This is a genomic window from Seleniivibrio woodruffii (assembly GCF_029267515.1).
Taxonomy (GTDB): domain Bacteria; phylum Chrysiogenota; class Deferribacteres; order Deferribacterales; family Geovibrionaceae; genus Seleniivibrio; species Seleniivibrio woodruffii_A.
In genome coordinates this window covers 421,107-434,538 of record NZ_JAJUIS010000001.1, presented here as the reverse complement: position 1 = coordinate 434,538, position 13,432 = coordinate 421,107, and the positions used below count along the sequence as shown (strand labels likewise).

Annotated in this window: 16 protein-coding genes; 11 read left to right on the top strand and 5 right to left on the bottom strand. The window is 50.0% G+C overall.

Annotated features, from left to right (window positions below):
* Nucleotides 1-115: 115 nt before the first annotated feature.
* Nucleotides 116-514, bottom strand: a complete 399-nt coding sequence (locus tag Q7P67_RS02015; protein WP_303850196.1) for a hypothetical protein — start codon at nucleotides 512-514, stop codon at nucleotides 116-118.
* A gap of 271 nt (nucleotides 515-785) precedes the next feature.
* Here Q7P67_RS02015 and citC point away from each other — a divergent pair, with 271 nt between their 5' ends.
* The 9 genes from citC to Q7P67_RS01970 all read left to right on the top strand — a co-directional run bounded on the left by citC (nucleotide 786) and on the right by Q7P67_RS01970 (nucleotide 7,442).
* The gene (citC, locus tag Q7P67_RS02010; RefSeq protein ID WP_303850195.1) at nucleotides 786-1,796 is read left to right on the top strand and encodes a [citrate (pro-3S)-lyase] ligase; all 1,011 of its coding nucleotides are present in this window, start codon (nucleotides 786-788) and stop codon (nucleotides 1,794-1,796) included.
* 7 nt (nucleotides 1,797-1,803) lie between these two features.
* The gene (gene citD, locus Q7P67_RS02005) at nucleotides 1,804-2,067 is read left to right on the top strand and encodes a citrate lyase acyl carrier protein (RefSeq protein WP_303850194.1); all 264 of its coding nucleotides are present in this window, start codon (nucleotides 1,804-1,806) and stop codon (nucleotides 2,065-2,067) included.
* Nucleotide 2,068: 1 nt separating this feature from the next.
* Entirely contained in the window at nucleotides 2,069-2,536 is a 468-nt protein-coding gene (locus Q7P67_RS02000; protein ID WP_303850193.1) for a PPC domain-containing DNA-binding protein, read from the top strand.
* A gap of 1 nt (nucleotide 2,537) precedes the next feature.
* Nucleotides 2,538-3,461, top strand: coding sequence for a CoA ester lyase (locus Q7P67_RS01995; RefSeq protein WP_303850192.1), 924 nt, complete (start codon nucleotides 2,538-2,540; stop codon nucleotides 3,459-3,461).
* Nucleotides 3,448-4,986 (top strand): citrate lyase subunit alpha, encoded by a 1,539-nt coding sequence (gene citF / locus Q7P67_RS01990; protein WP_303850191.1) that lies wholly within the window; start codon nucleotides 3,448-3,450, stop codon nucleotides 4,984-4,986. The genes Q7P67_RS01995 and citF overlap by 14 nt, the downstream gene beginning before the upstream one ends.
* Nucleotides 4,961-5,482 carry a citrate lyase holo-[acyl-carrier protein] synthase gene (locus tag Q7P67_RS01985; protein ID WP_303850190.1) on the top strand — a complete coding sequence of 174 codons (522 nt, stop codon included), beginning with the start codon at nucleotides 4,961-4,963 and terminating at the stop codon, nucleotides 5,480-5,482. Before citF ends, Q7P67_RS01985 begins: the two co-directional genes overlap by 26 nt.
* Complete coding sequence (locus Q7P67_RS01980) at nucleotides 5,406-6,197, top strand: triphosphoribosyl-dephospho-CoA synthase (protein WP_303850189.1); 792 nt, start codon at nucleotides 5,406-5,408, stop codon at nucleotides 6,195-6,197. Before Q7P67_RS01985 ends, Q7P67_RS01980 begins: the two co-directional genes overlap by 77 nt.
* A gap of 86 nt (nucleotides 6,198-6,283) precedes the next feature.
* Entirely contained in the window at nucleotides 6,284-6,637 is a 354-nt protein-coding gene (locus Q7P67_RS01975) for a ferritin family protein (RefSeq protein ID WP_303850187.1), read from the top strand.
* 10 nt (nucleotides 6,638-6,647) lie between these two features.
* The gene (locus Q7P67_RS01970; RefSeq protein WP_303850185.1) at nucleotides 6,648-7,442 is read left to right on the top strand and encodes a family 1 encapsulin nanocompartment shell protein; all 795 of its coding nucleotides are present in this window, start codon (nucleotides 6,648-6,650) and stop codon (nucleotides 7,440-7,442) included.
* 66 nt (nucleotides 7,443-7,508) lie between these two features.
* Here Q7P67_RS01970 and Q7P67_RS01965 read toward each other — a convergent pair whose 3' ends face one another.
* The 4 genes from Q7P67_RS01965 to Q7P67_RS01950 all read right to left on the bottom strand — a co-directional run bounded on the left by Q7P67_RS01965 (nucleotide 7,509) and on the right by Q7P67_RS01950 (nucleotide 12,135).
* Nucleotides 7,509-9,419, bottom strand: coding sequence for a methyl-accepting chemotaxis protein (locus Q7P67_RS01965; RefSeq protein WP_303850183.1), 1,911 nt, complete (start codon nucleotides 9,417-9,419; stop codon nucleotides 7,509-7,511).
* Nucleotides 9,420-9,631: 212 nt separating this feature from the next.
* Nucleotides 9,632-10,201 carry a DNA-3-methyladenine glycosylase I gene (locus tag Q7P67_RS01960; protein WP_303850181.1) on the bottom strand — a complete coding sequence of 190 codons (570 nt, stop codon included), beginning with the start codon at nucleotides 10,199-10,201 and terminating at the stop codon, nucleotides 9,632-9,634.
* 12 nt (nucleotides 10,202-10,213) lie between these two features.
* A complete protein-coding gene (locus tag Q7P67_RS01955; protein ID WP_303850179.1) occupies nucleotides 10,214-10,603 on the bottom strand; it encodes a YbaN family protein in 390 nt (129 codons plus the stop codon).
* Nucleotides 10,604-10,671: 68 nt separating this feature from the next.
* Complete coding sequence (locus Q7P67_RS01950) at nucleotides 10,672-12,135, bottom strand: catalase (RefSeq protein WP_303850177.1); 1,464 nt, start codon at nucleotides 12,133-12,135, stop codon at nucleotides 10,672-10,674.
* A gap of 288 nt (nucleotides 12,136-12,423) precedes the next feature.
* Between Q7P67_RS01950 and Q7P67_RS01945 the strand changes: the two genes are divergently transcribed.
* Both Q7P67_RS01945 and Q7P67_RS01940 read left to right on the top strand, forming a co-directional pair.
* On the top strand, nucleotides 12,424-12,783 hold the full coding sequence (locus tag Q7P67_RS01945; RefSeq protein ID WP_303850175.1) for a response regulator: 360 nt from the start codon (nucleotides 12,424-12,426) through the stop codon (nucleotides 12,781-12,783).
* Nucleotides 12,784-12,805: 22 nt separating this feature from the next.
* Nucleotides 12,806-13,429 carry a hypothetical protein gene (locus Q7P67_RS01940; RefSeq protein ID WP_303850173.1) on the top strand — a complete coding sequence of 208 codons (624 nt, stop codon included), beginning with the start codon at nucleotides 12,806-12,808 and terminating at the stop codon, nucleotides 13,427-13,429.
* Nucleotides 13,430-13,432: the final 3 nt, after the last annotated feature.

Genomic DNA, 13,432 nt, shown 5'->3' with positions numbered 1-13,432 from the left:
ACGCAGATGAACGCAAAACCATACCGTATCACCGAAAGAATTTGCTGAGGAATCGCGCCGGAATAACAAAAAAACGGACAGAGGAATTGTTAACCCCTGTCCGTTTTGCTACGATTTAATGTGTATGGACTCCGGATATTATCTCTGTCAGAGCTTCGGCGGTTATAACACCGTAGTTCTGTGCGGCAACCTTGCCGTCGGCATCGATGATAACAAAACCAGCCTGCTCCATGTTATATCCCGCAGCGGATTTTTCATTCTCTTTGAAATCGAACGTTTTAAGAACGACCTTAGTTGGGGCTTTTTCATTGAAAATCCTTGCCGCATCCTCCGCCGCTTTCGCCTGTGCATTGTCTGTAACAAACTGCACAACGGGTATCATACCCGATTTTTTCTCTTTCGAGATGAACTGGTTCACGGGCATTCTGGATTCGACAACATAGGGCCATGTGCTGACAAGTATCATGGCGACAATAAATACAAGAAACACCGGAATCATCTTTTTGTTCATCATAACTCTCCGAATAAATAAATTGGCGGACAGGGCACAATGATACCCGCAGCCTTCAGGTTTATGCTCCGACCTGATTTATGCATAGAAAGTTCATAATAACATAAAAATACTGTAAAATGTCACATATCGGTTGAAGCAGGAACCAAACAATGCTAGCATTCGTCTCTGCTATGCATATATTGGAGGGCATAAAACCGCGAAACACCGGTTTTATGGAAATACGCATAGGCGGGCACGGAATTTCGTGCCTTCCGCAATAATCTGGTGCACAATGATTAGTTATCTGCTGACAGACAGCCGGATAAGAGAAGCCAGAGAACTGCTGATTGATTCAGGTCTTGATTTTGACCCAAATTTCGACATCTTTCTAGGCTATTATGAGGGCGGATGCCTTATCGCCGTGGGGGCGAGGCACAAAAACGTCCTGAAGATGGTTGCCGTTGAGCCCGAACACAGGGACACGGGGATTTTTGCCGAAATAATCAGCGCTCTGGTTAAAGACGCTTTTCAGGCGGGATACGAGCACACGTTCGTTTTCACCAAACCTGAATATTCGCAGAGTTTTCAGTATCTGAACTTCCGCCCGCTGGCGCAGACAGGCAGCACGGCAGTTCTTGAATACGGCTACAGCATTCAGGACTATCTGAACAAATGGAAAAGTATCGTCCGGCAGGGTACAAACAGCGGCATCGTAATGAACTGCAACCCGTTCACCTTCGGACACCGCTACCTTATAGAGACAGCCGCCTCGCAGTCAGACAACGTATATGTTTTTGTCGTTGAAGAGGACTCTTCGCTCATACCATTCAGTAAACGCATGGAACTGGTCAGAAAGGGCACTGAAGACCTCTGCAACGTACATATCCTTTCAACGGGACCCTATGCCGTTAGCCGCATAACATTTCCGTCATATTTCCTGAAAGATGCGGACAAAGTGACACAGGAACAGCTTAAAACCGACCTTTCAATCTTCTGCAGATACATAGCTCCCGCGTTCGGCATAAAGAAACGCTTCGCCGGACAGGAACCGGTTTGCAGACTCACCGCCATGTACAACGATGCCATGCGCAAATCACTTCCGGAAAACGGGATAGAATTTGTTGAAATTGAACGCAAGACGGCGGGGGGGCGCATAATCAGTGCTTCATCAGTGCGGGAGATGCTCCTCTGCGGGGAAACTGAAAAACTGCGGGAGATGGTTCCCGAAGCGACATACAAATATCTCACCGAGAACACGGGGGTTCTTGCGAGCAAGAACGCAACTCCGGTTCTCAATTCATAGGTGCTTTATGGTAATACTGAAAAAGGCGCAGGCGGGGACAATGCAGTCCAGCGACCTGATGGTGTTCACAGAGCCTTCGGACGGGCTTGAAATAATCATCGACTCAACGGTGGCAAAACAGTACGGACACCTTATCCGCGCAAAGGTGGAAGAGGTTCTGGACAGAATGAGCGTTACACAGGGAACTATCCGCATCAAAGACAGAGGCGCGCTGGACTATGCCATTGACGCAAGGGTTCAGGCGGCTGTTCTGCGCTCGCAGGGGGCTTAATATGGAAGGCTTGTGGTATAAAGAGGCGAAAACCGACCGCAGTTTCATGGTGAAAATTCTGCCCGGCGAATCCATAGTTGAAAAGCTCACGGAAGCTGTCAAAGAACTGGATGTACAATACTGCGTGATAGTATCCGCCGTCGGCTCCGTAACAGACGTGAAGTTCCGCGGTATCAAAACAGGTGCGAAACTGCCTATCACCAGACCCCGAATGACAGTACACGAGATAGAGTATCCCATGGAGCTTCTGGGGCTTAACGGCAACATCTTCCCCGATGAAAACGGCGAACCGGACTGTCACCTGCACATCCAGATGTCGAAATCCTCAGGCGAGGTTCTGGGCGGACACCTTTTCAACGCAAAGGTCTTCGCATCATGCGAGATAATGATAACTGAGCTTTCCGCCATGGGTATTGAGCGCCACGTCTCAAAATCCGCCGGAACGCCCACCATCTTCATAGAGGAATAACATGGAAGAGACATTATCCATACGACGCTCACTGCTTTATGTGCCGGGCAACATGCCCTCAATGCTCCAGAACATACCGATATTCAACTGTGACGCGGTTTTCATAGACCTTGAGGACGCTGTGCCCATGAACGAGAAGGACGCGGCGAGGCTGCTGGTGAAATCTTTCATCCAATCGTACAAAAACCGCAACAAAGAGGTCTTCTTCCGTATGAACGCACTGGACACGGAGTGGGGCTATGACGACCTGCTTACCGTGCTTCCGGCACTGCCCGACGGAGTCCGCCTGCCGAAGGCGGACACGCCTGAGATTGTGGAGCGGCTGGACACCTTTCTGACAGAGTGCGAAGAGAATCTCGGTCTTGAAATAGGCAGATTCAAGATAATCCCGTCCATCGAAAGCGCACTGGGCGTTATCAACTGCATCAAAACTGCAAGATGCTCATCCCGCGTGATTGCCCTTGCGTTCGGCGCGGAAGACTATACAACCAGCATGGGGATTGAGCGAACAAAAACGGGCGAAGAGCTGTTTCAGGCGCGCAACCGCGTAGTCTGGGCGGCGAAAGCGGCGGGAATACAGGCTATCGACACCATCTTTGCAGACGTTTCCGACGAGGAGAGCTTCACCCGTGAGGTCAGGCTCATAAAGGGTCTGGGCTTTACCGGCAAATCGCTCATCAACCCCAGACAGATAGACATAGTTCATAAAATATTCGCACCAGGAAAAGACGAGATAGAATATGCCCTTGAAATCATAGAGGCAATAAAACTTGCCCGCGAGATGGGAACAGGCGTTATCTCTCTGCGGGGTAAAATGATTGACGCGCCCATCGTTAAACGCGCCGCAAGGGTACTGCGCACGGCTGCGTCCCTCGGTATGATAGACATAGAGATAAGCGACGAGGTTATCCATGGTACAAAATAGTCTGGGGCGCTTCATCCCCGAAATTTATAACGGCAAAAAACGCATTCCTTATAAAACACCGAACACAATAATACCCGTCGGGCGGGAATACGCGCGCCCTGTAAAGGCGTTCCGACCCGGCGACAGAAAACTTCTCGGCTCTCTGCGGGAAGCCATCATAGCTTCCGGTCTGAAAGACGGAATGACAATATCCACCCACCACCACCTGCGCAACGGCGACTTTCTGCTGAACGCCATCGTGAAAGAGCTGGACGAACTGGGCATCGGAAACATCACCATAGCATCAAGCTCCGTACATCCCGTCCACGCGGAACTGATACCCTATATCCGCAAAGGCGTAATAACAAGCCTTGAGTGCGGAGTCAACGGACTCATAGGCGAGCTTGCCACCAAAGGCGAGCTGGACATACCCATAATCGTCAGAAGCCACGGCGGACGCGCCCGCTCCATGATGACAGGGGAAGTGAAAGTGGATGTGGCGTTCATAGCCGCGCCCTGCTGCGACGAATACGGCAATATGAACGGATATTACGGAAAATCTGCCTGCGGCAGCCTCGGCTATTCCCATGTGGATGCGCGATATGCCGACAAAGTGATAGCCGTCACCGATAACCTTGTCCCGCACCCCGTAAGCCCCATAGCTATTTCCCAGACCTGTGTGGACTACGTCGTCGCGGTGGAATCCCTCGGCGACCCCGCAAAGATAGTCTCCACAACAACAAAAGTGACCAAAGACCCTATCGGGCTTATGATTGCGAAAAACACAGCCGACGTTATAGATGCTTCAGGTCTTCTGAAAGACGGATTTTCATTCCAGACGGGTGCCGGCGGAACATCCCTCGCCGTGGCAGAAAACGTCCGCCGCAAGATGCTTGAGAAAAATATCAAAGGCTCGTTCGGTTCCGGCGGCATAACCGGATATTTCGTGGAGATGCTAAGAGAGGGGCTCTTTCACACACTCATGGACGTGCAGTGCTTTGACCTGAACGCAGTAAAATCCATCGGCGAAAACTTCAACCATCAGGAGATAAGCGCAGACCTTTATGCAAACCCATTCAACATGGGCTCCATAGTGAATATGCTGGACGTGGTTATCCTCGGCGCAACGGAGATAGACGTCAACTTCAACGTGAACGTCAACACCGAGTCCAACGGATATCTGCTCCACAACACAGGCGGGCACACAGACACGGCGGCAGGAGCCAAACTCGCCATAATAGTCGCACCGTCCATACGCGGCAGACTGCCCATAATCATGGATGACGTGATAACCGTCACCACGCCCGGCGAGAACATAGACATAATAGTCACCGAGCGGGGCATAGCCGTTAACGACAAGCACCCCGAACTGAAAAAGGAACTGCTGAAAGCTAAGCTGCCCGTCAAAAACATACACGACATCAAAAAGGAGATCACCGACATCACAGGAGTCCCCAGACCCGTGCAGTTCACCGACGAGATAGCCGCGCTTATCGAATACAGGGACGGGAGCATAATAGATGCAGTACGCAGAGTTAAGGAATAGCATCCTCAAAGCCCGCCAGCAGAGGTGGGACACTCTTCTGAACATGGCGGATAACCTTGAAAAAGGGTGCATAGTCACCATAGCGGGCAACTGCGCAGGAGCTGTTAAGGACTCTCCCGTCCTGCGGGAACTGATAACCCATGCCGAAAAGCACATGGCACAGGATGCAAACGCCCTCACCATCGGCTCATACGGCGATGCTGCGGGATATATAGTCTTTATGCGCAGCTCCCTGAAAACGGCACAGGCAAAGGAAAAGGCGGTCGCCATAGAGTCCTCATTCGAATGGAACAGGCTGCTGGATATAGATATTTACGGCAAAAAAGGTTCGCCTGCCGACAGAAGCGCAATGGGGCTTGCTCCGCGCAGGTGTCTTCTGTGCGGTGAACCCGCAGCCGACTGCATAAGGACGCAGAGACATGACTATTGCGACATTATCGCGGAAACGGAACGTCTTCTTAAAGGATTTCAGAGGGCTTGCACAGGCGCTCACTGAAGGGGCGATGCTTGAGCTGACACTCACGCCGAAACCCGGTCTGGTGGACTGCTTCGACAGCGGTTCACACACCGACCTCAGTTTCGGAATAATGGAGACGTCTGTAAATCTGCTCCCCGCTTATTTTGAAGAGCTTGGCAACTGCTGTCTTGCAGGCGGCGGAATAAAAGATTTCCGCTCGGCGGGACTTGCGGCTGAGCGGCGGATGCTTCAAGCCTGCGGGAGCAACACTCACAAAGGCTATATCTTCCTCAGCGGTCTTGCTCTGCTCTCACATATCATGTACGCGGACGTCAGAAGCGGCATAAAAGAACTCTCCGCAGAATTTTTCTCATCCTCCCTGCCGCAGTCCAACGGATCACAGGCAAGGCGGGATTACGGCACGGGAGGCATCATAAGCGAATGTCTGAACGGGCTTCCATCGGTGTTTGACGCGGGTATCCCCGCTCTGAAAGCCATGCCGGATAAGCCCCACTACGCACTCGCCTGCATAATGGAGCGGGCTGAGGATTCCACCAGCCTACACAGGTGCGGTGAGGCGGGGCTCGAAACAGTGCGCAGCGACGGCAAACTGCTTAAAATCATGCTGGAAAACGGACAGAACCCGGAGAACTGGCTTTTCTCCCGCAACGAATACTATAAAAAAATGAATCTGACCATGGGCGGCTGTGCCGATCTTCTGGCGCTCTCCTCTGCCATAATAAAAATTATCTGATAATATATCATTTCTGCTATCTTTTCCTTTTTTTCCGGAACGAATGACCTATAATATGATTATGATAATCATTACAGGAGGTAGACATGCCTGATTTCGGGAATTCGTTCAGCGGGCTGCAAAACGGCAGAAAGCTGACAGACAAAGAACTTATCAGGGCGGTAAGGTTCATGGTCGCCGCAGAATATGAAGCTATCCAGCTTTATGAACAGCTTGCGGAATCCACAGACAACAAACTGGCTCAGCAGGTGCTTCTGGATATCGCGGATGAGGAGAAGGTTCACGCAGGTGAATTTCTGCGGCTTCTCAAAGAGCTGGCGCCGGATGAAGAGGGCTTTTATCAGCAGGGTTATGCAGAGGTTGAAGAAGAATTTTTGTCAGGCTCTGCAGAGACAGACCCCAAAGACGGTGGTCTGGGCATAGGAAGCCTGAAGAAATAAGGAGAAACTTATGAATTTCTTACGGAAGGAATTCGCTCCGATAAGCGAAGAAGCATGGAAAGAGATTAACAGACAGGCGAAAGACACACTCATGGCTAACCTGTCTTCAAGAAAATTTGTAGACGTTGACGGTCCCAAAGGACTGGATTTCTCGGCGGTAAGCCTCGGAAGGCTGTTCCTGCCGAAAGCGCAGAAAGGAGCAGTTAAATACGGCATCAGCACAATACTGCCACTTATCGAGATAAGAACGCCGTTCTCACTCGGTCTCTGGGAACTTGACAACATTGAAAGAGGCGCGAAAGACATAAATCTCGACCCGCTGACAGAAGCGGCAAAACAAACGGCGGCATTTGAAGAGACAGCCGTTTACAACGGATTTAAAGAGGGCGGAATAGCAGGTCTGAACCAGCTTAACGTTCCTAAGATAGCTATGACCCTCGACAAAGACAGCGTTACAGACGCGGTTACGGAAGCAGTGGCTATGATGAGAAAAGAGGGTGTCACAGGCGGAGCAAACCTTGTGGTCAATCAGGATATCTGGAAGTTCCTTGCACATGTAGTTCCCGGAGGCACACTCGGCGACACTGTTAAGACTCAGATAGGCGGATCAATAATCTACTCCAATTCCGTAGACGGAGCCATGCTGGTTTCAGCCCGCGGAGGCGATGCGGAACTTACGGTCGGACAGGATTTCGCCATAGGCTACACCAGCCACGATTCGGAGAACGTCAACCTGTTCATGACTGAATCTTTCACTTTCAGGGTAATCAACCCCGAAGGGTTCGTAAGATTTACGGTTAAATAGAAACGCAAAACCGCCGTGCCGACCTGCTGAAAAGCAAGCTGACGCGGCGGTTCTGTTTTTTGTAAATTATTTTATCTTAAACTGATTTATGGTGCTTAAAAGCTCTTCTGCGTTTTTGTGCACCTGTTCCGCAAAGTCGGAAACCTCCGCAAGCTCGCGGCTGTTCTCCTCGGCTATACGGTTTATCTTCTCAACGTTTCTGGCTATCTCCGTTGTGGTGGCAGCCTGTTCCTCCGCCGCGGAAGCTATCTGGTTTATCATATCCGTCGTGACAGAGGTCTGTTCCATGATGAGCACAATGGATTTCCCTGCGGAATCGGCGGACTGAGTGCCCGCTTCGACCTGACCCACGCCGCTTTCAACCTTCACAACGGCGTTTTTGGATTCGTTCTGGAGCATGGTTATCATGTCCGATATCTCTTTCGTGGCGGACTGTGTGCGCTCAGCAAGTTTGCGCACTTCATCGGCAACAACGGCGAACCCGCGTCCTGCCTCGCCCGCTCTCGCAGCCTCAATGGCGGCGTTCAGTGCCAGAAGGTTTGTTTGATCTGCAATATCATTGATAACATTGATTATATCTCCAATCTGAGCGGAAGACGCCCCAAGTCTTGAGATAACCTCTGAAGATTCCTTAACGTTCTCGGCAATCTGCTGCATCTTGGCAACCGTATCCATAACGGAAGCCTTGCTGCCCTGCGCACTGTTTATTGTGGCGTTAGCCTGAACGGAGGTTTCGTTTGCGCTTTCGGCTATCTGCCCTATGGTCTGGTTCATCTCCTCAACAGCAGTGGCAAGGCTGTTGGTCTCGTCGGTCTGGCTGTGCATCCCTGAGGATATCTTGCCGACCGTCGCAGAGAGTTCCGAGATGCTGCCCGCCATACCGTGGGAAAGCTGAGAGACGGATTCAACAATGTTCTTCATCCGTCCGATGAATTTGTTAAAGAGTCTGGCTACCTCGCCAAGTTCGTCCTTTCTCGACTGGTCGAGAGTTTTCGTGAGGTCAGCCTCGCCCTCGGCAATATGCCTTAGCCTGTCGATGAGATTATCTATGGGTCTGAGCTGTCTGTTCACAAGCACATAAAAAAGCGCTATGCCTATCAGAACGGGTATCAGTGATATCAGGATAAGGCTGTACGCCTGTTTTCTGACAGGTGCGAAGACTGCATCCTCGTCCACCATCATATAAGACACCCAGCCCAGTTCCGGTACCTTTGAAAACGCAAGAAGCATATCCTTTCCGTCAACGGAACAGGGTACTATGCCGCTCTCCTCAGCCGATATTCTGTCCATGACACCGGACAGGGACGGGTCAAGTTCGGATACGTTCTTTTTAAGCACGGATTCTTTGTCGTCGTGAATCAGTATCTTGCCGGTGTTGTCGGTAACGAACGGTCTGCCCGCACTGCCCGCACCTTCATTCATAACCTTTTCGATTATCGACGTAAGGGGGATGTCAGAGCCGAGCACTCCGGCGAAACCGCCGCCGGCGTTGACCTGTGAAACAATGGAAACCACCAGCGCTCCGGTGATGGCATCCACATACGGTTCAGTGAACTGTACGCCTTTGCGGTCTCTTCCAAGCTGGTACCATGGTCTTCCGCGTGGGTCGTAATCCTCCGGAAGCTGTACGGGTTTGGATGTTGTGAAATTACCGTCGGAGTCCTGTGCAAAATACACAAGGTCAAAGGCGTTTGCATCGGCAACCAGCGCATAGTCCACTGTGTTTGCCTCCGCATCGTCATTAAACCCTGCACCCTTCGCCTCCAGTCTTCTCGCCTCCGCGGCAATGGCGTTCTTCTTTCCGTCTGCCCAGAGACCGATAAGCGATGCAACCTGTCGGCTCCTGTCGATCTGTTCATTCTCAATCATACGGGTCGCTATGGATTCCGTGTAGAAATAGGAACGAACCACAAGTGTCGTCACGATGGCGAGGAATACCGCCAGAGCCGTGACAATAATTTTAAATTTCAAGCTCATAAACCTCTCCGGTGCGGGCGCGCAGACAAAGCCGCCCGATATAAATCATTCCGTTTAAAACAAAAGACAAAATTCCCGATAAAAAAAGTAATTAAGAATACAAACGATATATTACAATATTTTGATAAATATCATATATAACAGTAAGTTATAATAGCATGAGGCATTTTGGATGTCAAATGTACATAATTGAATCAGCCGCGGAACAGATGTCAGGAAAGCTCATCGTGTCTGAAACAGCCGACAACGTGGTCATTGACAAGTCCTGTCGCCTGCATATGGGCATAGATAATCGTCGTGCCGACGAACGTCATTCCGCGTTTTTTCAGGTCTTTGGAAAGAGCGTCGGATTCTGGTGTGGATGCCGGAACTTCTGAAAGGGTTCTGCGTCTGTTCTGAATCGGTTTCCCGCCGACAAAACGCCAGACGTAAGCGTCAAAGCTGCCGAACTCCTCCTGTATTTTCAGAAAAGCAACTGCGTTCTTACGCGCACCGAACACTTTCAGGCGGTTGCGTATTATTTCGGGATTATGCAGAAGAGCCTCAAGCTCTTCGTCTGTCATGGAGGCGACGGCGGAAGGGTCAAAGTTTCTGAACGCCCTGCGGTAGCCGTCCCGTTTTTTCAGGATGGTGTCCCAGCTTAATCCTGCCTGTGCACCTTCAAGGATGAGAAACTCGAAATGTCTTCTGTCGTCGTGAACAGGTACTCCCCATTCCTCGTCGTGGTATTTCTCGTAATAATCCTTTTCGGCACACCAGCCGCAGCGTGTTTTTCCGTCCATAATGCACTCCCTTTATTCTGTTTCGGCGGCGGCTTCCATCTCATCGGTCATGGTTTTCAGTGAAACGATATATACCGTTACCCCGATACCGACAGCGAAAAGAACGCCCGCCACATGTATCTTCTGAACAATCAGCGCCGACAGGATGAGCGAACCCCAGAGAAACAGCACCGCGCGTATCTTCATATCCTTCCGGACAGCGCGGTATTTCATGTAGGAACCGATATATGCGCCGAATATTCTGTGATTTACAAGCCAGTTATTAAGTCTTTCGGAGCTTTTTGCATAGCAGACTGAGGCGAGAAGCAGAAAAGGCGTGGTGGGCAGAACCGGAACGAAAACACCGACCAGCCCAAGAAGCGTGAACAGTGAACCTGAGAAAATAAGCAGACCTTTTTTCAAACGAAACTCCGCAGAACAAATAAAAGGGGGCGGGGTGCGCCCCCTCTGAAAATTATATCATAGGAACATCACTTCACTTTATCAAGTGAAATCCCCATGGCGTCTGCAACGCCTTTACCGTATGCAGGGTCGGCTTTCAGACAGTTGCCGATATGTCTGACTTTTATCATCTCAGGAGCGTCGCCCATGGCTCTCGCCGTGTTTTCACAGAGAACTTTCTGCTGTGCCGGGGACATAAGGCGGAAAAGGAGTCCCGGCTGTGTGTAGTAATCGTCGTCATCCTCGCGGAAGTCATACTGATAAGCGTCTCCCTCCAGCGCCAGCGGAGGTTCCTTTATCTGCCACTGATCTTTCCACTCGCCGTAGCTGTTCGGTTCATACGCCAGAGTTGAACCATGATTTCCGTCAACTCGCATCTGTCCGTCCCTGTGGTAGCTGTGGAAAGGGCAGCGGGGTCTGTTAACGGGTATCTGGTGATGGTTCACGCCGAGTCTGTAACGCTGGGTGTCGCCGTATGAGAACAGCCTGCCCTGAAGCATCCTGTCGGGGGAAAAGCTGATGCCGGGAACAATATTCGCAGGATTGAAAGCCGCCTGCTCAACGTCCTGAAAGTAGTTTTCCGGGTTTTTGTTCAGCTCGAAATATCCGACCTCCATAAGAGGAAAGTCTTTTTTATACCATACCTTTGTAAGGTCGAACGGGTTATACGGCATTTTCCGGGCCTGCTCCTCTGTCATAAGCTGAATGTACATTTTCCATCTGGGGAAATCACCCTTTTCTATGCTGTCGTAAAGGTCTCGCTGATGGCTTTCCCGACATTTGCCTATGACCTTTTCAGCCTCTTCGTCGGTGAGGTTTGCGATGCCCTGCTGTGAAACGAAATGAAACTTCACCCACGTGCGCACATTGTCCGCACTGATAAAGCTGTAGGTATGGCTGCCGAAACCGTGCATGTTCCTGTAGGATTTCGGTATTCCTCTGTCGCTCATAGTTATCGTAACCTGATGGAGCGCCTCCGGCAGCGAAGTCCAGAAGTCCCAGTTGTTCTGTGCGCTGCGCAGGTTTGTGCGGGGGTCGCGTTTGACTGCGTGATTAAGATCCGGAAATTTCAGCGGGTCGCGCAGGAAGAAAACAGGGGTGTTGTTGCCCACAAGATCCCAGTTGCCCTCGTCAGTGTAAAACTTCATGGCAAATCCGCGGATGTCCCTCTCCGCATCTGCCGCGCCGCGTTCCCCTGCAACGGTTGAAAAGCGGACGAACATGTCCGTCTTTTTGCCGATGGCAGAGAATATCTTTGCTTTCGTATACTTAGTTACATCGTTTGTAACGGTGAACGTTCCGAACGCACCGGAGCCTTTCGCGTGCATCCTTCTTTCCGGGATGACCTCTCTGTCGAAATGCGCCAGTTTTTCAAGAAACCATATGTCCTGAAGGAGCATGGGACCTCTTTTCCCTGCTGTGGCGACGTTCTGGTTGTCCGCAACGGGAACCCCCGCCGCAGTGGTGAGATGCTTTTCCTCTTTCTTACTCATTTTTGCCTCCTGAAAGCCGGTTTACGCAACGGAACCTGCCGCTGTGAAAAACCGACATAAGATATTTTAAGACAACTTTTTTCCACTGGCAACAGATTGTAGTAAAATGCTTGAGAAAATTTTTGTTATTAAAATTATTTTACCGGATGGAAAAAGGTTACAACTGTTTAACATAAATGGTAAAAAGACCTTTTTTATATCGATTTCGGTGTTAAAACATCCTTTATTCAAATGACAGACGAAACTTTTTTTGATATATTGGGGCAACTTCATTATCGGAGCTTTAACGTGAAAATACTTGTGGTAGACGATTCAGGATTTGCCCGCAGAGCGCTCATAAAACTTCTTAACGAACAGCTTGAAGGCTGGGAGATTGTTGATACAGGAGACGGAAAAGAAGCTGTTCCGCTTTTCAGACAGCATAAACCGGATCTTACTTTTCTGGATCTGACAATGCCGGAAGTGCGCGGAGAGGATATCCTCGAAGAGATACGTACTTTTGACAGGGAATCCAAGATAATCGTCGTTTCTGCGGATATCCAGCTTAAAACGCGGGAAAACGTCATCGCTTTGGGAGCGGATTACATGGTGAACAAACCCATTAACGCCGAAAAGATCGCCCAGGCTCTGACTGCCGTTATGTGCTGATGCACAAGGGGTTTCAGTAAAAATGAATCATCTCTCAGAAATTCAAACGGAAGCGATGATTGAGCTTTTCAACATCGCATACGGCATGGCGACTTCCCTCATATCCGATTCCATCGGGATGCACTCAACTATGTATGTGCCGGAAATGGAGATTGTCAGTATTGACGAGTTCACCAACGTTGCATACAACTCCATAGATAAAAACAAAGGATACTTCATCGTTTCGCAGGTGTTTCTGAACTATCTGGAGGGCGAAACAGTTATGCTGATGAGCACCCGCTCCGCGAAAGCTCTCACTGAGTGCTACGCTAAGATGGACGACAGCCTTAACCCAGACGATCCGGATGATGTTAAAAGCTGCACTCTGGAAATAACCAACATCGTTTCATCCGCTCTTCTGGGCAGGATAGGCGACCTTACAAACACTGAAATCTATTTCCAGCCTCCGGAAATACGCATTTTTGACCATACGAAACTGAGCGAAATGAACCGCAATCAGGAGTTTACTCAGGTTATCGTCATAAAGATCATAATTGATGTGGACACCACCGAAGTTAAAGGAAACATGTATATCCTTCTGAAAGAGGACTCATTTGAAAAGTTCAAGCTGGCTCTCGACTATTTTATTGAAAGCTACTCCGGATAATAT